Here is a 21,432-nt window from a genome sequence, read left to right as displayed (position 1 = left end):
CTTAGATCTCGCCTGACACTTCACGGCGGCGGCGGTCGAGTTCTTCGCTGTAGCGGCGCAGCGTATAGCTTTCACTCAGCTGGCCGATCACCTTGCGTTCGATCAGGTTGTTGACGACGGCAAGTGCTTCGCTTTCGCTCTTGTCGAAGATCGCCGCCGCCTGCCTGGCATTCATCTGCGGCTGCAGGAAATCAATGCGGTAGTGGATGAAATCGGCAAGCGTCTTGCCCTCGTCCTGCGCATCGGTCGGATTGGCGTAGATCTCCGGCACCAGCACGAGGCCCGCATATTTGTCGCTCTCCTTGACGAGAATGACGCGCTGGGTCGAGCCGATCGGGAAGGCCTGCTTGAATTCCTCCAGAGAAATGCCCGCCCTTGCCGTCTTGACGTCGGCGCGCATCAGCTTGTCGACCGTCAGATTGCGGATCCAGCCGACATCATGGGCGCTGCGGATGCTTTCGCCGCGAAGATGAAAGCGCCATGTGGCGAAGGAGTAGCCGAAGGTCGAACTCACGACGAGCGAGGAGGTGATGACGGCGGCGAGGACCAGCGCCGTGATCGGGAAATCGCCGGTGATTTCGAGCGCCAGGAACGTCATGGTCAGCGGCCCGCCGATGACGGCGACGGCAAGCGAACTCATGCCGACAACGGCATAGATGACGGGCGTCAGCGTCGCATCGGCGAAATAGGGGCCGCAATAGGCGAAGAGTTTGCCGAGCAGGGCGCCCATGAACAGCGAGGCGAAGAACAGCCCGCCCCTGAAGCCGGAGCCGATCGAGATCGCCGAGGCGAAGGATTTCAAAAGGAAGAGGCCGATCAGCGTTGGGATCGCCACCTCATGGGAAAGGTTGAGATGCAGCGCGCCGTGGCCGGCCGAGAGCACCTGCGGCGAGATCATCGCCAAGAGGCCGACGATGATGCCGCCGAGTGCCGGGCGGAAGGGTGGGGCGATCGAGCTCTTGCGCGCCAGTTCCTCGACAAAGGCGACGCCCTGCATGATCAGGATGCCGACGCCGGCGCAGAACGCACCGAGCAGCAGCGCCGGGACATAATCGGCCGGCACGACCGAGCCGAAGCTGCCGATATCGATGGTGAAATCGCTGCCGGCGAGCAGCCTTGCGACCAAGGTGGAGACAAGGGCGGAGACGACGACAGGCGTCAGCGAGACGATCGTATAGGTGCCGATGATCAGCTCGAAAGCATAGAAGGCCCCGGTCAACGGCGCGTTGAAGGCGGCGGCGATGGCGCCCGCCGCGCCGCAGCCAACGAGGGTGCGCAGGTCCGAGCGGCGAAGCTGCAGCTTCAGGCCGAATTTTGAGGCGAGGCCGGCGGCAAGCTGGGTATACCCAGCCTCCAGGCCGACGGAGGCGCCGAAACCGTTGGAGATCAGGTTTTGGACGGCAACGATAATGCTGTCGGTCAGGGACAGGCGGCCGCCATGCAACGCATTGGCCTCGATCGGGTCGACCATCGGTTTCTTGCGCCGTTTCGCCAGCACGAAAAGCAGCAGGCCGAGCAGGGCGCCGCCGATGACGGGGGCGGTGAGCAGCAGCAGCTTGCTCTCGATCTCGGACGAGCTCAACCGTTCGCTGTCGGCGATGCCGAAGACCAGCTGATGCAACTCATTGGAGACATAGCTCATGCCGGTGACGGCGAGGCCCGAGATGATGCCGACGACGGCGCCCGCCAGCGACAGGCCGACCTCGCTGCGCCGGGTCAGCGCCCGCAGGCGTCCCGGATCGAAGAAAACACGCAGCGCGCGGAAACGGCGCCGATCCAATTTCATAAGCATGGCTAGACAACTAGGCGGGGAGAGGCCCGGTCAAGGGCGGAGATGGTCGTACAGTCCGCTTGCGATGCAATTGCGGCGAAAAACCGGCGGTTGGAATAAATTTTGATGACGTAAGTCTCTGATAAATGACGATATTTTAGGTGGGGTAAGTCGTGTTTTGGTAGCCACGCCTGTGAACTGGCGATTGGGCGGCCGCCAAGGCCGGTTGACTTCATCCCTGCGCTTGCCTAACCATCCGGATAACGGATGGTCGACTGACCATCCTGACATAACGGATGGTTCCGGATCGGTGTTGCGCCCCTCCGGATGAAAAGGGAATGTGACGGGGCGGACCCAAGCCGGGCGCCTTCATCACAGCCGACCCCGCGACTGTAGAGCGGTCAGGGTCTTCCATCCGGCATCAGGCCTTTCGGCTGACGGCTTGCAATAGTGCAAGCGGGCGGGATGGACGACATGCCGGAAAAGCCACTGGATATGCATGGTGATCAACCGGGGTCGGACGCCTCTCAAGTCTACGAATCGTCCACCTTTTCACTGATGCAGCCGGGAAGGCGAGGATGATCCGCTGGCACGATCAGGGCGACCGGTTTCCGGTCTGCCCCGATCGCGGCCGATAACCGCGAGCCAGGAGACCTGCCATGCGTGCCGGGCGAGAAGCCCACACCTGGGCACTATGCCCGTTGCCAGCACGGAGGTTGTCTTGGCTGAACGATTGAATTCAGCGCGGCCTGGTGCGGCGCACGCCACGCCTCCAAGCAGCGCTGCAGGAGGAGTGTTTTCGGCCGCTTATGTCGAATGCTGGGTACCCCCCTCTGTCCTGCCGGACATCTCCCCCACAAGGAGGGAGATCGGCAAGCAGCACGACCGTCGTCCTACATCAATTGTTTGGAGAAAAGCTCTCGGCGATTCAATCTCCCCCCTTGTGGGGGAGATGTCCGGCAGGACAGAGGGGGGTGTCACACCCTCAGTAACCGAGACAGATGCACTCGGAGCAAGCCACGGCTACGCACCCTCCCTGAGGGGCGTTTGAATATGACCGCCACCTTCATCCTGGGCGGCGCGCGCTCCGGCAAGTCGCGCTTCGCCGAAGCCCTTGTCACCGCGACCGGCCTCGACCGTCACTATGTCGCGACCGGCCGCGCCTGGGACGAGGAGATGCAGGCGCGCATCGCCCAACACCAGGCCGATCGTGGTCCGTCCTGGACGACGCATGAAGAGCCGCTCGACCTCGTCGGCAAGCTTACCGCCATCGACGGCGAGGGGCGCATCGTCCTCATCGATTGCCTGACGCTCTGGGTCACCAATCTGATGATCGAGGAGCGCGATATGGCGACGGAATTTGCCGCCCTTGCCGATTTCCTTCCCGCCGCGAAAGCGCGGCTCGTTTTCGTTTCCAACGAGGTGGGTCTCGGCATCGTGCCGGACAATCGCATGGCGCGGGATTTTCGCGATCATGCCGGCCGGCTGCACCAATCGATCGCGGCGAAGGCCGCTGAAGTCTATTTCATCGCGGCAGGCCTGCCGCTGAAAATGAAGGGTTAAGTCCATGAACCAGCAGAAGATTCCCGCAACCGTCATCACCGGCTTCCTCGGCGCCGGCAAGACGACGATGATCCGCAACCTGCTCACCAATGCCGGTGGCAAGAAGATTGCGTTGATCATCAACGAATTCGGCGATCTCGGCGTCGACGGCGACGTGCTGAAGGGCTGCGGTGCGGAGAATTGCACCGAGGACGACATCATCGAGCTCACCAATGGCTGCATATGCTGCACGGTTGCGGACGATTTCATTCCGACGATGACGAAGCTGCTCGAGCGCGAGCAGAGGCCCGACCATATCGTCATCGAGACTTCTGGCCTTGCCCTGCCGCAGCCGCTGGTCGCCGCCTTCAACTGGCCCGACATTCGCACCCAGGTGACCGTCGACGGCGTCATCACGGTGGTCGATAGTGCTGCCGTTGCCGCCGGTCGTTTCGCCGATGACCATAATGCCGTCGACGCGCGCCGCGCCGAGGATGAGTCGCTCGATCACGAGAGCCCGATCGAGGAGTTGTTCGAGGATCAGCTGACCTGCGCCGATCTCATCGTGCTCAACAAGACCGACCTGATCGACGCTGCCGGCCTCATCAGGGTGCGCGACGAGGTCGCCTCCCGTACGGTGCGCAAGCCCGTGATGATCGAGGCACGGAACGGGGAGGTGTCGGCCGGCATCCTGCTCGGCCTGGGCATCGGCACGGAGGACGATGTTGCCAATCGCAAGTCGCATCACGAGCTGGAGCAGGAGGACGGTGCGCCGCACGACCATGACGAATTTGACAGCTTCGTCGTCGAGCTCGGCCCGGTCGCCGATCCCGCCGGCTTCATTGAGTCGCTGAAGACTGTTATTTCAGCCCATGATGTGCTGCGCCTCAAGGGTTTCGTCGATGTCTCGGACAAGCCGATGCGGCTGCAGCTCCAGGCCGTCGGCAGCCGTATCGACCATTATTTCGACCGTGCTTGGGGCGCGAGCGAAAAGCGCGCCACGCGCCTTGTCGTTATCGGCCTGCGCGAAATGGATCAGGACGCGGTAAGGGCGGCGATCGAAGCGCTGGCATAGACGGATGCATCTGCTTCTGGTTCAACAGGGAACGATCAGCGACGGCGAGGAGGCAATCGACTTCGGGCAGACGCCGGGCGATATCCTGTTCCTGTCGGCGGCCGACAGCGAGCTTGCCGCGATCGCAACCGCCCATCGCGAGCGCGGGGCGGCACCTTCGCTGAGACTCGCCAGCCTGATGAGCCTCAAGCACCCGATGTCTGTTGATACCTATGTCGAGCGCACGGTGCGGCATGCCAAGCTGATTATCGTGCGCGCTCTCGGCGGTGCCAGCTATTTCCACTATGCGCTGGAAGCGCTGCATGCGGCTGCGGCCCGCGCCGGTGCACTGATTGCGGTCTTGCCGGGCGATGCCAGGCCGGATGCGGGGCTTGTGCCTTTCTCCAATGTTGATCTCGACGATCTCAATGCGCTCTGGGCCTATCTGATCGAGGGCGGCGATGCCAACGCGCAGGCTTTTCTTGACTATGCCGAGGCGATGCTGTCGGGCGCCGAGAAGCCGGCGCCGGCTGTGCCGCTGATGAAGGCAGGTATTTGGTGGCCGGGGCGGGGGTTGATCGGGGTTGAGGAGTGGCGGCGGGTTGCTGTTGCCGCGGTGTCTTCGGGTGTGGTGCCCGCCTTATCCGCAGAGCTCGAGATACCCCCCTCTGTCCTGCCGGACATCTCCCCCACAAGGGGGGAGATTGGCAAGTCGCTGAGGCTTCCCACAAACGAAACGTCGGAGGATGCCGCACTTTCGTCCGAGGAGATGGAACGAGGCCTCTCATCCCTGATCTCCCCCCTTGTGGGGGAGATGTCCGGCAGGACAGAGGGGGGTGTGCGGGTAATGGTAGCGGAGGAGGGATTTGAACCCCCGACAGTCGCCATCAGCTTCTACCGCGCCCTCGTCCAAAGCGGCGAGACCGGGCCGATCGAAGCTCTAGTCGGGGCGCTGACGACACTCGGCCTCCGGCCGCTGCCGGTCTTTGCCTATAGCCTCAAGGATCCGGTTTCCACAGGCATTCTCGAAAGCGTGTTTTCGACGCTGAAACCCGATGTCGTCATCAACACGACGGGCTTTGCCGTCTCCGCGCCAGGTGCAGACCGGCAGCCGACGGTGCTGGAGGCGAATGAGGCGATCGTGCTGCAGGCGATCCTGTCGGCCTCGTCGAGGGAGGCATGGCTCTCTTCCTCACAAGGCCTGTCGGCGCGCGATCTCGGCATGAACGTGGCGCTGCCCGAGGTCGACGGCCGGGTGCTGGCGCGGGCGATCTCGTTCAAGACGGCGGCGCGCTACGATGCTGCCGTCGAGACCAATATCGTCGCCAGCCAGGCCGATGCCGGCCGGGTGCACTATACGGCGGAGCTTGCCGCCAATTGGGCACGGCTGCGGAAGACGTCAGCGCACAACCGGCGCATCGCGCTCGTCATGGCGAATTATCCGAACCGCGACGGTCGGCTTGGCAACGGCGTCGGCTTGGATACGCCTGAAGGCACCATCGAGGTGCTGAAGGCTATGCGGGCGGCGGGTTATCCGGTCGCCGAGATTCCCGCCGATGGCGATGCGCTGATCCGCCACCTGATGGAAGGGCCGACCAATTCCGGTTCCGACGGAAAGATCATTCGCGAGACACTTTCCCTGAGTCGCTACAACAGCTTCCTGGAATCTCTTCCCAATAAGATTCAGGATGAGGTGAGAGCCCGCTGGGGCAGCCCGCAAGACGATCCGTATTTTCGCGAGGGCGTCTTCGCTCTGCCGTTCGCCCGTTTCGGCGAGGTGCTCGTCGGCATCCAGCCGGCGCGCGGCTACAATATCGATCCGAAGGAGAGCTACCATTCGCCGGATCTCGTGCCGCTGCACGGTTATCTCGCCTTCTATGCTTTTCTGCGCGAGAAATTCGGCGCTCATGCCGTCATCCACATGGGCAAACACGGCAATCTCGAATGGCTGCCCGGCAAGTCGCTGGCGCTGTCGGAGACATGTTATCCGGAAGCGATTCTCGGGCCGCTGCCGCACCTCTATCCTTTCATCGTCAACGATCCGGGCGAGGGCACGCAGGCCAAGCGCAGGGCCAGTGCCGTCATTATTGATCACCTGACACCGCCGCTGACGCGGGCGGAGAGCTACGGGCCATTGAAGGATCTGGAGGCACTGGTCGACGAATATTACGAGGCCTCCGGCGGCGATCCCCGCCGCATTCGTCTGCTCAGCCGTCAGATCCTCGATCTCGTGACCGATATCGGCCTCGACCGGGATGCCGGGATTGCGAAGGGCGAAAGCGAGGGCGAGGCTCTGAAGAAGCTCGACGCCTATCTCTGCGACCTCAAGGAAATGCAGATCCGCGATGGACTGCATGTGTTCGGTGTGTCGCCAGAGGGGCGGCTGCTGACGGACCTGACCGTGGCGCTGGCGCGGGTGCCGCGCGGGCTGGGTGAGGGTGGGGATGCGAGCTTGCAGCGGGCGATCGCGGCGGATGCGGGCTTGGGCGGCGGCATGCGGGGGATACCCCCCTCTGTCCTGCCGGACATCTCCCCCACAAGGGGGGAGATCGGCAAGTCGCTTGGGCTTCCCGAAAAAGAACCGTTTGAAGATGCCGCACCTTCGAAGCATGAGATTGAGCGGGGCCTCTCATCCTCGATCTCCCCCCTTGTGGGGGAGATGTCCGGCAGGACAGAGGGGGGGCCTCCATCTTCGACCCTCTCGATTGTGACATGGCCGCCGTTTGGACCGGCCCGCGACCTGAGATTCTCGCCGATATCCTCGATGCTCCATGGCGAACCAATGGAGACACCGTCGAGCGCATCGAACTACTCTCGGCGAAGTTCGTTTCCGGCGAGATGGATTGTCCAACCCTCTGGTCCCAAGCCAGATCGGTACTCTCCGAGATCGAAACCCGTCTTAAGCCCTCCATCCTCGCCTCCGGCCCGGCCGAAATCGCCGGCCTGCTCAAAGGCCTCGACGGCCGCTTCGTGGCGCCCGGCCCTTCCGGCGCGCCGACGCGCGGGCGGCCCGATGTGCTGCCGACCGGGCGGAATTTCTATTCGGTCGACAGCCGCGCCGTCCCGACGCCGGCCGCCTACGAACTCGGCAAGAAATCGGCGGAACTGCTTATCCGCCGCTATGTGCAGGATCACGGCGAATGGCCTGTCTCCTTCGGGCTGACGGCCTGGGGCACTTCGAACATGCGCACCGGCGGCGACGATATCGCCCAGGCCCTGGCGCTGATCGGCGTCAAGCCGCTCTGGGACATGAGCTCGCGCCGGGTCACCGGCTACGAGATCATTCCGCCGGCGATGCTCGGGCGGCCGCGCGTCGACGTGACGCTCCGCATTTCCGGCTTCTTCCGCGATGCCTTTCCCGAGCAGATCGCACTGTTCGACAAGGCGATCCGCGCCGTCGGCGCGCTGGAGGAGGATGTTGCCGACAATCCCATTGCCGAGCGCATGCGCGGCGAGGCGGCGCGGCTTGCGGCTGCGGGTCTCGACGAGAAGACGGCAGCGCGGCGGGCGGGCTACCGCGTCTTCGGCTCGAAGCCCGGCGCTTACGGCGCCGGCCTGCAGGCGCTGATCGACGAGAAGGGCTGGGAGCGGCGCGCCGATCTTGCCGAGGCCTATCTCGTCTGGGGCAGCTATGCCTATGGCGCCGGCGAGGAGGGCAAGGCCGAACGCGGTCTGTTCGAGGAGCGGCTGCGCTCGGTGCAGGCCGTCATTCAGAACCAGGACAATCGCGAGCACGATCTGCTCGACAGCGACGATTATTACCAGTTCGAGGGCGGCATGGCGGCGGCGGCCGGACAGCTCACTGGTGCGCGTCCCGAGATCTATCACAACGACCATTCCAGGCCGGAAAAGCCGGTGATCCGTTCGCTGGAAGAGGAGATCGGCCGGGTCGTGCGCGGGCGCGTCGTCAATCCGAAATGGATATCGGGTGTCATGCGCCACGGCTACAAGGGCGCTGCCGAGATCGCTGCTACGGTCGATTATCTCTTCGCCTTTTCGGCGACGACGGGCGCAGTCGGCGAACATCATTTCGAGGCCGTCTACCAAGCCTTTGTCGCCGATGCCGGCGTGCGCGACTTCATGATCGAGAAGAACCCTGCGGCATTCGACGAAATGAGAGAGCGGCTGTGCGAGGCGATCGACCGCAGCCTCTGGACGCCGCGCAGCAATTCGGCCCGGTTCCATCTGGCTGCAAACAACAGAATGAGGTGAGCTATGAGTGACGAGATCCCGGAAAACGAAACCGGCAAGGATGATGCGCGCCACGCCGAGAAAATGGCGAAGAAGAAGGCCGCGCGCGACAAGATCATGGCGACCAAGACCGATGGCAAGGGCCTGATCATCGTTCATACGGGCAAGGGCAAGGGCAAGTCCTCGGCGGCCTTCGGGATGATCTTCCGCCATATCGCCCACGGCAAGCCTTCGGCCGTCGTGCAGTTCATCAAGGGTGCGATGTGGACCGGAGAGCGTGACCTGATCGAGAAGCATTTCTCCGATCTCTGCCAGTTCCACACGATGGGAGAAGGTTTCACCTGGGAAACGCAGGACCGCGCCCGCGATGTCGCCGCAGCCTCAGCCGCCTGGGAAAAGGCCAAGGAGCTGATCCGCGACGAGCGCAATTCCATGGTGCTGCTCGACGAGATCAACATCGCACTACGCTACGACTATCTCGACATCAACGACGTCGTCACTTTCCTGAAGAACGAGAAGCCCGCCATGACACATGTCGTGCTGACGGGGCGCAACGCCAAGGAAGAACTGATCGAAATCGCCGATCTGGTGACCGAGATGGAACTCGTCAAACATCCCTTCCGCTCCGGCATCAAGGGCCAGCCGGGCGTGGAGTTCTGAGGCGTCAGTTGAGCGCGAGGCTGCGCAGGATGGCAGCCGTTTCCTCATCTGCCGGGAAGAAGGATTCGACCGCGAGTTCCGACAAAGTGATTTCGACAGGCGTGCCGAACACAGTCGTTGTCGAGATCAGGGAAAGCAAGCCGGCCTTGGTCGAAAGCTGAAGGGGAACGGCGATGCCGGCATAGTCGGTATGGACCTCGCCAGCAGTTTTAGGCGTTGGATAGGACAGCAACTCCTTCAAAAGCTTGTCCAACATTGGATCGCCCGAAGCCGAGAGCTGTTGGCGCAGCCTGCCGATAAGGTGGGCGCGCCACTCGGAAAGGTTTTTGATATGGGGCGCCAATCCTTGTGGATGCAGGCTGAGGCGCAGTACGTTGACGGGTGGCGTGAGCAGAGACTGGTCGGCAACGGCTGAGAGCAGCGGAGCGATGGCCGCATTGGCCGCGATGAGTGTCCAATGGCGGTCGACAGCGATTGCTGGGAAGGGCTCGTGCCCTTTCAGCACCATGTCGATGGCGCGACGGGCCGGTTCCAATGCGGGATCGTCGAGCGCGCGTTCGGCAAAAACAGGAGCGAAACCCGCCGCGAGCAGCAGCGGGTTCCTATCGCGAAGGGGCACGTCGAGCCGTTCGGCAAGATGCAGCAGCATGTCGCGGCTCGGTGTCGAGCGCCCGCTCTCGATGAAGCTCAGATGCCGCTGCGAGATCTCTGCCTCCAGCGCGAGGTCGAGCTGGCTCATGCGGCGGCGCTGGCGCCATTCGCGCAGATGGTCTCCAAGGGAGCGGGCGGTCGGCGTCATCAGGCGGCTTCCGGCAGCAAATCTATGAAACCGCGGACGGATTTCAGCTTGCCGCCTTCGAGCTCGGCGAAATCCGTGCCCTTGATTAGCGCATCGCCGTTTTCCGGGCCGAGGCCCCAGGAGAAGCGCAGGTTGTCGCCGTAGCCGTCGGCCGCCCCGATCAGGGCGAAGCGGAAGCCGGGGAAGCGGCTTTGTACCGCCTCGACCAGCGAATTGATCTGCTCATGGCCTTCGCCGCGCATCAGTGGGTCGATATAGGTCGCGGCTTTGCTCCAGCTCTCGGCGATGAGAGCGCGACGGCGAGCGGCATCCGTCTCGTTCCAGATGGCGAGATAGCGCTCTGCGTTGGTGTTTGCGTCGTTCATCGGGTCATCTCCTTTTGATCGCCCGTCAGTTCCAGGCAGTCCGATCATGCGGGAAGGCGATGCACCTTATCAATTACGCCAGAGGTAATGGAAGAGGGTCGAGGGGTCGTGTCAGACGCCGAGCCAGACACGCAGCGGATTTTCCGGGTCGGCGAGCAGCTTTACCGCAAGGGCGACGCAGACGATCACGAGCAGCGGCTTGATGAGCTTTGCGCCGATGCGCATGGCTAGCCGCGAGCCCAGCTGCGCGCCGAGGAACTGGCAAGCACCCATCAACAGGCCGATCTTCCAGAGTATCGCGCCGAAGCTTGCGAAGACGATCAGCGCGCCGAAATTCGAGCCAAGATTGAGAAGCTTGGTGTGGGCCGTCGCCTTCAGCATGCCGAAGCCGGCGAGCGTGACGAAGGCCAGCATGAAGAAGGAGCCCGTGCCGGGGCCGAAGACGCCATCATAGAAGCCGATAATGGGCACCAGGGTCAGGCCGAAGGTAAAGGGGGTCATGCGGCGGTAAGTGTCGAGGTCGTTGAGGTTCGGCTTGACGGCGAAGAAGATGGCGATCGCCACCAGGAGCACCGGCATGATGGCCTGCAGCATCTGGCCTGGAACGATCGTGGCGAGTGCCGCGCCGAGCGAACCGCCCATGACAGCCATCAGCGCCATCGGCAATTGTTCCGCAAGCTGCACATGGCCCTTGCGGGCATAGGCGATCGTGGCCGAGGCCGCGCCGAAGAGGGACTGCACCTTGTTGGTGCCGAGGGTCTGGAGCGGCGGAAAACCTGCGATCAGCATGACGGGGACGGTGATGAGGCCGCCGCCGCCGGCAATGGAATCGACGAACCCGGCAAAGAAAGCCGCCGCGCAGAGCAGCAGAAGCAGATGGAATGTGATATCGGGCAAGGTGGTCTTTCGGGCAAGGGATTTCGGAGGGCCTTGTTGCATTTGCCGTCCCGAGCTGCAATGTCTGCAAAGACATGGGCAGGGCGTATTTGACGGTTTCCATGAGCGATATCTCTTTCGATACGGCGAGGCGCCACGTGCTCGGCCTCGGCTGCGAGCGCGGCACGCCGCCTGCCGAGATGCTGGCGCTTGCGATCGAGGCGCTCGACGCAGCCGCTATCGGCGCGGCGGAACTCACAGCTATTGCCTCGATCGACAGCCGAAGATTGGAGCCGGCGATCCTTGCCGTTGCCGCGCATTTTTCCGTGCCTGCCGTGTTCTTCGGCGCGCTGCGGCTGGAGGAGGAGACGCCGCGGCTCGCGAATCCCTCCGCGATTGTCTTTGCCCGCGTCGGCTGCCATGGGGTCTCCGAGGCAGCTGCGCTGGCCGCTGCGGGGCCGAATGCCGAGCTTGCTGTCGCCAAGATCAAATCTGCACATGCGACGGCGGCAGTTGCCCGCAGCGGGTTGCAGAAAGCGTGATCGGCGTTATGTTGGCGCCAATTCACGGCGCCGTCCGGCAGCCTCACGGTTCACATCTAGAGGATATCTCATGCACAAGGTCATTTATGACACTGACCCTGGCGTCGACGACGCCATGGCGCTTCTCTTCCTGCATCGTCATCCCGAAATCGAGCTTCTCGGCATCACCACGGTCTTCGGCAACGCCTCGGTCGAGACGACGACGCGCAATGCGCTCTTCCTCAAGCGCGAATGGAATATTCCGGCACCCGTTTCCAAAGGCGCCAGCGTCACCATCGATTCCTCGCGCGCGGAGCGGCCATGGCCGGCCATGGTGCATGGCGACAACGGTCTCGGCGATATCGACGTACCGGAGACGATCGACCTGCCGCTCGATCCGCGCCCGGCGCATCGCTTTATCATCGACACGGTACGCGCCCATCCGGGCGAAGTGCGACTCGTCGCCGTTGGCCGAATGACCAATCTGGCGCTGGCGCTGAAGGAAGACCCGGAGATTGCGACGCTGGCGAAGGACGTCGTCATCATGGGCGGCAATTTCTATGTGCCGGGCAATGTCTCGCCGGTCGCCGAGGCCAATATCCACGGTGATCCCGAGGCTGCCGACATCGTCATGACCGCGCCGTGGAAGGTGGCCGTCATCGGCCTCGATGTCACTGCAATCACCACGATGAGCCGCAGCTATCTCGGTGAAATGGCAGCTAGGGGTGACAGGGCGGTCAAGCAGCTCGACGCACTTTCGCAGTCCTACATCGACTTCTACAAGCATGCGGTCGAAGACGGCATGATGGTGCATGACAGCTGCGCTTGCGTCTATGCCGTGGCGCCGGAGTTGTTCTCGTCGATATCGGGTGCGGTGCGTGTCGTCTGCGGCGGCATCGCCGACGGTCAGACGATCGTCAGGCCGGACGGACGGCGTTTTCCACCTGACGGCGCCTGGGATGGCCTGCCGAGCCAGGTGGTCTGCACCGGCATTGAGTCGAGAAAGGTCCTCGACCTCATCCGCAACACGCTGCTTGCAGCCTGACCGCTTGGGAGCCGGCTGCGGCGCAGCCGGCTCCGCGACAATACGACCATAATTCATAGTGTTATTCGGATTTCCCGAGGATTTGAATTCGCTCCCTCGCAAAGTGAGTCATGGTCATCTCAGCAACTTCGAGTGAGGCGGTGCTGACGGCGTTGACCTTACCCCTTACGGGGCCTAGATCAGCAACATGATCGATGCCGCATTCTCCCATCTTCCGGCGCTTGAGCCGGGCAGCGTCTGGCTCGTCGGCGCCGGTCCCGGCGATCCCGGGCTTCTGACGCTGCTCGCCGCCAAAGGGCTTTCCGAGGCTGACGTCATTGTTCACGACGCGCTGGTCAACGAAGAATGCCTGGCGCTGGCGCGGCCGGAAACGTTGGTGGAATATGCCGGCAAGCGCGGCGGCAAGCCTTCGGCCAAACAGCGCGACATCTCGCTGCGGCTGGTGGAACTGGCGCGCGCCGGCAAGCGGGTGCTGCGGCTGAAGGGCGGCGATCCCTTCGTCTTCGGTCGCGGCGGCGAAGAGGCGCTGATGTTGGTCGAACACAATATCCCCTTCCGCATCGTGCCCGGCATCACCGCCGGTATCGGCGGGCTCGCCTATGCCGGCATTCCGGTGACGCATCGCGACATCAACCATGCTGTCACTTTCCTCACCGGCCATGATTCCTCGGGCATCGTCCCCGAGCGGATCAATTGGGAGGCGATCGGCCGGGGCTCGCCCGTCATCGTGATGTATATGGCGATGAAACATATCGCCGAGATCAGCGCCAATCTGATCGCTGCCGGGCGGCTGCCGTCGGAGCCCGTTGCCTTCGTCTGCAATGCTGCCACCGGCCGTCAGCAGGTGCTGGAGACGACGCTTGGAGAGGCGATCGAGGCCGTTGCTGCCTCCGGCCTGGAGCCGCCGGCGGTGGTCGTCGTTGGCGAGGTGGTGCGGCTCAGGGCCTCGCTCGATTGGCTCGGCGCCCTCGGCGGACGGCGGCTGCAACCCGATCCATTCCGCCGTTCCGGCAAGGTGACGGCATGAGCGGCCTCCTGATCGCAGCACCTTCCTCCGGCGCCGGCAAGACGACGGTGACGCTCGGGCTGCTCCGAGCGCTTCGCCGGCGCGGCATCGCGGTCGCGCCCGGCAAGGCCGGCCCCGACTATATCGATCCTGCCTTTCATGCGGCCGCGAGCGGCACGCTTTGCCTGAATTTCGATCCCTGGGCGATGCGCCCGGAACTGATCTCGGCCAATGCCGCCCTTCACCGTTCCGGCGACCGCATCCTCGTCATCGAGGCGATGATGGGGCTTTTCGACGGCGCGGCCGACGGAAAGGGAACGGCGGCCGACCTCGCCGCCCAGCTGGGGCTTTCCGTGGTGCTCGTCGTCGACGCCTCGCGCATGTCGCAGTCAGTGGCGCCGCTGGTTGCCGGTTTTGCCGGCTTCCGCGCCAATGTCCGCGTTGCCGGTGTCATCCTCAACAAGGTCGGCAGTGACCGGCACGAAGCGATGCTGCGACAGGCGCTGGAGGCTATCCGCATGCCTGTCATCGCCGTGATCGGCAACGACAAGGCGCTTTCCCTGCCGGAGCGCCATCTCGGCCTCGTCCAGGCCGGCGAACATGCAACCCTCGACACTTTCATCGACAATGCGGCGGATGCGGTTTCCGAGGAATGCAATTTCGAATTTCTGCTACGCATTGCAAAGCAAGGGCTTAACCGGCCGTCGGCCGCCAATATCGACCGGCTGCCGCCGCTGGGCACACGCATTGCCGTGGCACGCGATGTCGCTTTTGCCTTTTGCTACGAGCATATGCTGCTCGGCTGGCGCCGCCGGGGTGCTGCGCTCTCCTTTTTCTCGCCGCTTGCCGACGAGGCACCAGCTACCGATGCCGATGCGATCTATCTGCCTGGCGGTTATCCTGAGCTGCATGCCGGACGGCTCGCGGAGGCGCAGAATTTCCGCGCCGGCATGCTCGACGCGGCGGCGCGCGGCGTCAGGATTTACGGCGAGTGCGGCGGCTACATGGTGCTCGGCGACGGGCTGATCGATGCGGAGGGCAAGCGCCATCAGATGCTCGGCCTGCTGCCCGTCGTTACCAGCTATGCCGAGCGAAAGCGCCATCTTGGCTATCGCCGTGTCGTGCCGCTCGACGGCGCCTTCTTCGCGCGGATGATGACGGCCCATGAATTCCACTATTCCAGCGTCGTCTCCGAGGGCGAGGGCAAACGGCTTTTCCAGGTGCAGGATGCGCTCGGGACCGATCTGGGTGCAGCCGGGCTCCGGTGCGGGCAGGTGGCGGGGTCCTACATGCATCTGATCGATCTAGCCGGAGCAACGGCTGCATGAGCGCACCGATCGTCCATGGCGGCGGCATCACCGCGGCTGCCGCTACCTTCGGCGGCAGGCCGGACGACTGGCTCGATCTTTCCACGGGCATCAATCCGTGCCCTGTCGCCCTGCCTGACATTCCGGCGCGAGCCTGGCACCGCCTGCCGGACCGGCACCTCGTCGACGAGGCGAGGCGTGCGGCGCGCGATCACTATGGCAGCGGTGAGATCCTGCCGCTGCCGGTGCCAGGCACGCAATCGGTGATCCAGCTTCTGCCACGCCTCGTCGAGGCGGGTAGGCTGGTTGGCGTCACGGACAACAGGGTCGCTGTGACGGACAACAAGGTTGCCGTGACGGACGATAGGATCGCCGTGACGGACAACAAGGTTGCCGTGGTATCGCCGACCTATGGGGAATATGCGCGTGCCTTCGCCTCTGCCGGTTTTGCCGTCGATGCGGTCGACGATCTTGCCGCGATCGGGAGCGAGCATCGGCTGACCGTCGTCGTCAATCCGAACAACCCCGATGGGTTGATATGGCCGACCGGAACGCTGATTGCCCTGCACGATAAGATGAAATCGGCAAACGGGTTTCTTGTCGTCGACGAGGCCTTCGGTGATACCGATCCGGCGCTCAGCCTCGCATTCCGGGCGCCGCAGCTTCCGAACCTCATCATCTTCCGCTCTTTCGGCAAGTTCTTCGGACTTGCCGGCCTGCGGCTCGGTTTTGCCATTGCGCGGGATGATATTCTCGAGCGTTTCGAGGACTGGCTCGGTCCCTGGGCAGTCTCCGGCCCGGCTCTTTCGATTGCAGGTTCGCTGCTGCGCTCGGATGTCTCTCCGATCCGCGGCCGCATCGATGAGCGCAACGCCGGCCTGCATGCGGTGCTGAGGGGCGCCGGGTTGCAAATCTCCGGAGGGACGGCGCTCTTCACCCTTGTCGCCGATGCGAGGGCCGGCGACATTTACACGCATCTCTGCCGCCATCATATTCTCGTCCGCAAGTTCGACTATGCGCCGGATTGGCTGCGTTTCGGGCTGCCGCCTGATCCGGCGGCAGACAGGCGGCTTGGCGAAGCCCTTCAGAGATTTGAGCGATGACGATCGACGAAAAGCTTCTCGTACTGCTTCTGGCCCTGCTGCTCGACCGGATCGCCGGCGATCCGCAATGGCTGTGGTCGCGGATGCCGCATCCCGTCGTCATGTTCGGCGCGGCGATCTCCTATGCCGACCGGCAGCTCAACCCGGCAAGTCTCACCGGCTCGCAACGCCGAATGAACGGTATCGCCGCCATCCTGGCGCTGCTTCTGGTGGCGATAGCCGCAGGCTTCGTGTTCAACCGGTTCTTCGCGCTGTTCGGCCTCGTCGGCATCTTGCTGGAGACCGGGCTGGTGGCGATCTTCCTGGCGCAGAAGAGCCTTGCCGATCACGTCGCGGCCGTCGCCGTCGCCTTACGCGACGAGGGGCTTGCCGGCGGGCGGGCCGCCGTTTCCCGTATCGTCGGACGCGATCCCGAGACGCTGGACGAGCCTGCCGTCTGCCGCGCGGCGATCGAAAGCCTTGCCGAGAATTTCTCCGACGGCGTCGTGGCGCCGGCGCTCTGGTATGCCATCTTCGGCCTGCCGGGGCTCTTCGCCTACAAGATGCTGAACACGGCGGATTCGATGATCGGCCATAAGTCGGAAAAATACATCGACTTCGGCTGGGCCGCCGCCCGACTCGACGATATCGCCAACTGGCCGGCCGCGCGCCTATCAATCCTGCTGATTGCCGCCGGCGCCTGGATCCGGCGGGGAATAAGCGCCGGCCGTGAGGCGATCCGCGTGGCGATGCGCGACGGGGCCCTGCACCGTTCGCCGAACTCCGGCAGGCCGGAGGCGGCCATGGCAGGTGCGCTGAACGTCCAGCTCGCCGGGCCGCGCATCTACGGCGGCGTCATCGTGCGTGAACCGATGATCAACGACACCGGCCGCGACGTGGCGACCTCAGGCGACATCGAGGACGGCGTATCGGTATTCTATGCCAGCTGCATGGTGCTCGCCGGTGTGACGTTCGGGCTTTTCTTGTGTTTTCTGTAGACGCGGCACGGTACGACCACGCCTCGGTAGACAGCTCCCACTCAAACGTTTATGCGAAACGCCTCATAACCCTACCAGACCGGAAACAGAGCGATGACAGTTCAGGTTGAATTACCGTGCCCAAAGTGCAAGAGCACCAAGATGAAGTTCGAGCGTCCCGAGATCCGGGAGACCGACATCATCACCTGTGCCGCCTGCGGCCATAATCTCGGGACCATGGCCTCGATCCGCGAGAAGATGAACAAGGCCTACCAAGGGCTCAATCAGGCTGGGGCGAAGCGCAAGCTTCAGTAAGCCTGCGGCCCACCCGCTTGCTGCCATGCGCCGTTAAAATTGTGATTACCATTCAGATTAAAGCAATCTAATAAGGATTGCCGTAGTCTCTCTTTCGTGAGGGCGCAATTAAGCTGCGCGAGTTCGAAGAGGGGTTATGATGAAGACGATTTTGGCGGCTGCGGCCGCAAGTTTATTGCTGCAGTTTTCTCCTGTTGCTGCTCAGGCAGCAACGCTGGTCGCCAATATCAGCATCGGCAAGCAGACGATGACTGTTTCCGAGAACGGCTTTGTCAAGTATCGCTGGAAGGTTTCGACCGCGCGCAACGGCTATGTCACGCCGACCGGTTCGTGGAGCGCCAAGTGGCTGTCACGCGATCATCGCTCGCGCAAATACGACAATGCGCCGATGCCCTTCGCCGTATTCTTCAACGGCGGTTACGCCGTTCACGCGACTTTCGACCTGAAGCGCCTGGGCCGGCCGGCTTCGCATGGCTGCGTTCGCCTGCACCCCGACAATGCCGCCCAATTCTTCTCGCTGACGCGGCAGGCCGGCCTTGCCAATACCCGCGTGGTCATTACGCGCTAACCGAACGGTTATGCGCCGCGATGATCCCTCTTATGCGCTGATCATCCGCTCCAGTTCATCCATGTCGGGGACGATGATATGTCGGAAATTCTCGATGCGAATGACGCCGCTCTTGCGCAGCCTGGTCATCTGGCGGCTGACGGTTTCGATCGTCAATCCGAGGAAATCGGCGATCTCGGCGCGGGATAGCGGCAGGTCGAAGGCGGTGCTTGTGGCCGTTTGCGGTTCGGCGTGGGTGGCGATGAGGTGGAGCAGGCTTGCGACCTTCTCCTCGGCGGTGCGGCGGCCGAGCGTCAGCATCCATTCGCGCGCGGCATCCAGCTCCTTCAGCGCCTGATCGTGCAGGCTGCGCTGCAGTTCCGGTGTCTCCGATATCATGCGGTCGAGCAGGTTGCGCGGGAAGACGCAGATTTCGGAATCGGTCGCAGCCTCGGCCGACAGCGTGCTTTCGCGCACGAAGGGCCTGCCGACGAAATCGGGGGCGAATTGCAGGCCGACGATCTGTTGGCGCCCGTCCGGCATCACCTTGCAGAGTTTCACTACCCCGCGCATGATGTTCGAATAGAAAGAGCTTTCCGAGCCTTGAGCGATGATCTCGCTGCCGACATCGACCTTGCGGCGTAGCGAGTGGCGGCCAAGCTCCCGGAGCTGGCTGCTGGACAGCGCGCCGCAGACGACGCCGTGCCGCGCCTGGCAGGAACGGCAGGCGACGAGAGTGCCGGCGTCGGAAACCTCACTGCGTGCGACGTCCATGTCCTGATCCCTTCGAAACCGCCTGTGCCGGTATGGCTGCGCATGCCGGGCATACCCTAGACGATTACGCCGCGATTGCGGGTTCGGCTATCCCGATTTCTTCCAGCGCGGCTTGATGATTATCAATTTCGCCGGGATCGCGATCTGATCCAGATCAAAGTTTCCGCGCGCTGGCAGTTGTTGGAAGCGCCGAGAAGAGGCCGTCCCGCGGGTTTGATTCGGATGGCTTCTTCGCCCCGCCGACAGGGCGGGCTTTCTAAAGCGGCATCGCCTTGCGCCCTGGGTGACAGCAAAGGCCGGCATTCCATTGCTGTTTAGGCAACACCCAGCCGGCAAATTGCCGCAACGCCGGGACGAAAGCATTGGCTTTTGAAATGGATTTGCCTATGAGGGGGTTTAAATCGTCATTTCATGAGGTACAGCGCGTGACCGCTACATTCGATAAAGTTGCCGACATTATTGCAGAAACCAGCGAGATCGACCGCGCGACGATCACGCCGGAGAGCCATACGATCGACGACCTCGGTATCGACAGCCTCGATTTCCTCGACATCGTCTTTGCGATCGACAAGGAATTCGGCATCAAGATCCCGCTCGAAAAGTGGACGCAGGAAGTCAACGAAGGCAAGGTTTCCACCGAAGAATACTTCGTGCTGAAGAACCTCTGCGCCAAGATCGACGAGCTCAAAGCAGCCAAGGCCTGAGCGATATAACAGTCTTTTTTGAACGCCCTGCCGCCCTGAATATGGCGGCCGGGCGGTTTCGTTCCTAACTAGTGCATGCGGCCCAAAAGTGCGCAGCGGTTTTGGGACAACGGCATGCATAAAACAAAGACCTAACGTGCGAACCAGACGCGCTTTAGGCGTCACCGGCGGGCGGATCTGGCCTGTCGGGCCGGAGGATCCGAATGCTGCTGGAATATTTCCAGATGATTGACCGCGTCGAAGCGGTGGACCTGAAGAAGGGCACGCTTAAGGCGCGATCCGTCGTGCCGGCGAAGAGCCCCGTCTTCGAGGGTCATTTTCCCGGCATGCCGCTCGTTCCCGGCGTGCTCCTGATCGAGACCATGGCCCAGGCCTCCGGCATGCTGGTGCTTGCCGTCACCAATTTTGCCGCCATGCCCTTCCTGATGACGGTCGACGGCGCCAAGATGCGCACCTTCGTCGAACCGGAAGCGGTGCTCGACATCGAGGCGGTGCTGGAGCATGACGGTTCGGGTTTCGCGGTCACCAAGGCTAAAATCACCAGCGGCGGCAAGAAGGTCTGCGATGCGCAGCTGAAACTGCGCACCATGCCGTTTTCCGAGGTGCCGCTCGGCGATATCGTGAAGAAACGTGCCGGCGAGATCGGGCTTCTCGAAGCGATCGCGGCGCAGGGAGTGATTGGATGAGCAAGGCTGCAAACGACGTCGTCATCTCGGGCATCGGCATCGTCACCTGTCAGGGCGTCGGCAAGGACGCGCATATCGCGCTGCTTTCGGCCGCGAGCACCCCGAAGGCGATCGTCGAGACCGAGAAGTTCAAGCCCTATCCGGTGCATCCGCTGCCCGAGATCGACTGGTCGCAGCAGATCGCCAAGCGCGGCGATCAGCGCCAGATGGAGAATTGGCAGCGCATCGGCGTCTTCGCCGCCGGCCTTGCGCTCGATGACGCCGGTTTCAAGGATGATATCGACGCCTGCGGCACGATGGACATGATCGTGGCGGCCGGCGGCGGCGAGCGCGACATCAATGTCGACACACTGATCGTCGACGAAGCGCTGAAGCGCAATGACCGCGAGTTGCTGCTCAACGAGAAGCTGACGACCGAGCTGAGGCCGACACTGTTCCTCGCCCAGCTGTCCAACCTGCTCGCCGGCAATATCTCGATCGTGCACAAGGTCACCGGTTCGTCGCGCACCTTCATGGGCGAGGAAGCGGCCGGCATATCCGCCGTCGAGACCGCCTTCTACCGCATCAAATCAGGCGAATCCTCGCATGCACTTGTTGGAGGCGCCTTCGCGGCTGAGCGGCCTGATATGATCCTGCTCACCGAAGCGATCGGCGCCCATGCGCGCGGCGACTGGGTGCCGCTCTGGTCGCGCAAGCCGAGCGACGGCGGCGGCATGATCACCGGTTCGGCAGGCGCCTTCCTGGTGCTCGAATCGCGCAAACATGCTGAAGCCCGCGGCGCCCATATCTATGCTGTCATCGACGCGGTCGAGGGCGACCGCGGCAACCGCAATTCCGGCAATCTCGAAGTTCGGCTGGAGCGGCTTTTGGCGCCGGCTGCCGGGCTTGCCACTGAGAGCACGGCGATCTTTTCCGGATCGACCGGCATGCACGATCTTGCCGCTCGCGAGCGGGCCGTGCTCGAACATCAATTGCCCGACGTTGCGATCCGCGGCTTCGGCGGCGTCACCGGCCATACGATCGAGACGCAGTTCACGCTGGGTCTAGCGCTTGCAGCCCTTGCCGTCGACGGCAAGGCCAAGGTTCCGCCGTTCGATGCCGCTCATGAGGCGCCGATGCGGGCAGGGGCCACGGCCGCCGTCGTGACCACGGTCGGACACCAGCGCGGCGAGGGTGTTGCCGTTCTTTCCGCAGATGCGTGAGGAGTGAG

The 21,432-nt window shown here is 63.2% G+C and carries 19 protein-coding genes, 1 pseudogene and 1 riboswitch; of the genes and pseudogenes, 15 read left to right on the top strand and 5 right to left on the bottom strand.

Annotation, left to right across the window (positions count from 1 at the left end):
• Position 1: 1 nt before the first annotated feature.
• The gene (locus BA011_RS09565; protein WP_065280270.1) at positions 2–1,792 is read right to left on the bottom strand and encodes a chloride channel protein; all 1,791 of its coding nucleotides are present in this window, start codon (positions 1,790–1,792) and stop codon (positions 2–4) included.
• A gap of 259 nt (positions 1,793–2,051) precedes the next feature.
• A riboswitch (cobalamin riboswitch) is annotated at positions 2,052–2,448 on the top strand.
• Between the two features lie 376 nt (positions 2,449–2,824).
• On the opposite strand from BA011_RS09565, the gene cobU reads away from it, so the two are divergent.
• The 4 genes and pseudogenes from cobU (at position 2,825) to cobO (ending at position 9,218) form a co-directional block, all read left to right on the top strand.
• Entirely contained in the window at positions 2,825–3,334 is a 510-nt protein-coding gene (gene cobU / locus BA011_RS09560) for a bifunctional adenosylcobinamide kinase/adenosylcobinamide-phosphate guanylyltransferase (protein ID WP_065280269.1), read from the top strand.
• A 4-nt stretch (positions 3,335–3,338) separates the two neighbouring features.
• Positions 3,339–4,388, top strand: coding sequence for a cobalamin biosynthesis protein CobW (gene cobW / locus BA011_RS09555; protein ID WP_065280268.1), 1,050 nt, complete (start codon positions 3,339–3,341; stop codon positions 4,386–4,388).
• A 4-nt stretch (positions 4,389–4,392) separates the two neighbouring features.
• Positions 4,393–8,590 (top strand): annotated as a pseudogene (gene cobN, locus BA011_RS09550) (cobaltochelatase subunit CobN).
• Positions 8,583–9,218 (top strand): cob(I)yrinic acid a,c-diamide adenosyltransferase, encoded by a 636-nt coding sequence (gene cobO, locus BA011_RS09545; RefSeq protein ID WP_027668405.1) that lies wholly within the window; start codon positions 8,583–8,585, stop codon positions 9,216–9,218. The pseudogene cobN and the gene cobO overlap by 8 nt, the downstream one beginning before the upstream one ends.
• Before the next feature lie 4 nt (positions 9,219–9,222).
• Here cobO and BA011_RS09540 read toward each other — a convergent pair whose 3' ends face one another.
• The 3 genes from BA011_RS09540 to BA011_RS09530 form a co-directional block, all read right to left on the bottom strand.
• Positions 9,223–10,017: a helix-turn-helix domain-containing protein gene (locus tag BA011_RS09540; protein ID WP_065280267.1), complete on the bottom strand. Its 795-nt coding sequence runs from the start codon at positions 10,015–10,017 to the stop codon at positions 9,223–9,225.
• Positions 10,017–10,430: a nuclear transport factor 2 family protein gene (locus BA011_RS09535; RefSeq protein WP_017988609.1), complete on the bottom strand. Its 414-nt coding sequence runs from the start codon at positions 10,428–10,430 to the stop codon at positions 10,017–10,019. The genes BA011_RS09540 and BA011_RS09535 overlap by 1 nt, the downstream gene beginning before the upstream one ends.
• A gap of 63 nt (positions 10,431–10,493) precedes the next feature.
• Positions 10,494–11,279, bottom strand: a complete 786-nt coding sequence (locus BA011_RS09530) for a TSUP family transporter (protein WP_065280266.1) — start codon at positions 11,277–11,279, stop codon at positions 10,494–10,496.
• 101 nt (positions 11,280–11,380) lie between these two features.
• Between BA011_RS09530 and BA011_RS09525 the strand changes: the two genes are divergently transcribed.
• The 8 genes from BA011_RS09525 (at position 11,381) to BA011_RS09490 (ending at position 18,079) form a co-directional block, all read left to right on the top strand.
• Positions 11,381–11,800 (top strand): cobalamin biosynthesis protein, encoded by a 420-nt coding sequence (locus BA011_RS09525; protein WP_065282474.1) that lies wholly within the window; start codon positions 11,381–11,383, stop codon positions 11,798–11,800.
• A gap of 70 nt (positions 11,801–11,870) precedes the next feature.
• A complete protein-coding gene (locus BA011_RS09520; protein WP_065280265.1) occupies positions 11,871–12,824 on the top strand; it encodes a nucleoside hydrolase in 954 nt (317 codons plus the stop codon).
• Between the two features lie 187 nt (positions 12,825–13,011).
• On the top strand, positions 13,012–13,851 hold the full coding sequence (gene cobA / locus BA011_RS09515; protein WP_065280264.1) for a uroporphyrinogen-III C-methyltransferase: 840 nt from the start codon (positions 13,012–13,014) through the stop codon (positions 13,849–13,851).
• Complete coding sequence (locus BA011_RS09510) at positions 13,848–15,158, top strand: cobyrinate a,c-diamide synthase (protein WP_065280263.1); 1,311 nt, start codon at positions 13,848–13,850, stop codon at positions 15,156–15,158. Before cobA ends, BA011_RS09510 begins: the two co-directional genes overlap by 4 nt.
• A complete protein-coding gene (locus BA011_RS09505; RefSeq protein ID WP_065280262.1) occupies positions 15,155–16,240 on the top strand; it encodes a threonine-phosphate decarboxylase in 1,086 nt (361 codons plus the stop codon). The genes BA011_RS09510 and BA011_RS09505 overlap by 4 nt, the downstream gene beginning before the upstream one ends.
• Positions 16,237–17,217 (top strand): adenosylcobinamide-phosphate synthase CbiB, encoded by a 981-nt coding sequence (cbiB, locus tag BA011_RS09500; RefSeq protein WP_065280261.1) that lies wholly within the window; start codon positions 16,237–16,239, stop codon positions 17,215–17,217. The genes BA011_RS09505 and cbiB overlap by 4 nt, the downstream gene beginning before the upstream one ends.
• Before the next feature lie 93 nt (positions 17,218–17,310).
• Positions 17,311–17,511, top strand: a complete 201-nt coding sequence (locus BA011_RS09495) for an ECs_2282 family putative zinc-binding protein (RefSeq protein WP_003540491.1) — start codon at positions 17,311–17,313, stop codon at positions 17,509–17,511.
• 136 nt (positions 17,512–17,647) lie between these two features.
• On the top strand, positions 17,648–18,079 hold the full coding sequence (locus BA011_RS09490) for a L,D-transpeptidase (protein ID WP_017960829.1): 432 nt from the start codon (positions 17,648–17,650) through the stop codon (positions 18,077–18,079).
• Positions 18,080–18,109: 30 nt separating this feature from the next.
• Here BA011_RS09490 and BA011_RS09485 read toward each other — a convergent pair whose 3' ends face one another.
• Positions 18,110–18,832, bottom strand: coding sequence for a Crp/Fnr family transcriptional regulator (locus tag BA011_RS09485; RefSeq protein ID WP_065280260.1), 723 nt, complete (start codon positions 18,830–18,832; stop codon positions 18,110–18,112).
• A gap of 425 nt (positions 18,833–19,257) precedes the next feature.
• On the opposite strand from BA011_RS09485, the gene BA011_RS09480 reads away from it, so the two are divergent.
• From BA011_RS09480 to BA011_RS09470, 3 genes are all read left to right on the top strand, one after another.
• Positions 19,258–19,536, top strand: coding sequence for an acyl carrier protein (locus tag BA011_RS09480; protein ID WP_003540486.1), 279 nt, complete (start codon positions 19,258–19,260; stop codon positions 19,534–19,536).
• A 203-nt stretch (positions 19,537–19,739) separates the two neighbouring features.
• Entirely contained in the window at positions 19,740–20,222 is a 483-nt protein-coding gene (locus BA011_RS09475; protein ID WP_003540474.1) for a 3-hydroxyacyl-ACP dehydratase FabZ family protein, read from the top strand.
• Entirely contained in the window at positions 20,219–21,424 is a 1,206-nt protein-coding gene (locus BA011_RS09470) for a beta-ketoacyl-ACP synthase (protein WP_065280259.1), read from the top strand. Before BA011_RS09475 ends, BA011_RS09470 begins: the two co-directional genes overlap by 4 nt.
• Positions 21,425–21,432 lie beyond the last annotated feature (8 nt).

The sequence above is a fragment of the Rhizobium leguminosarum genome (assembly GCF_001679785.1).
Classification (GTDB): Bacteria; Pseudomonadota; Alphaproteobacteria; order Rhizobiales; family Rhizobiaceae; genus Rhizobium; species Rhizobium leguminosarum_R.
This window is presented reverse-complemented; position numbering and strand designations above follow the sequence as displayed.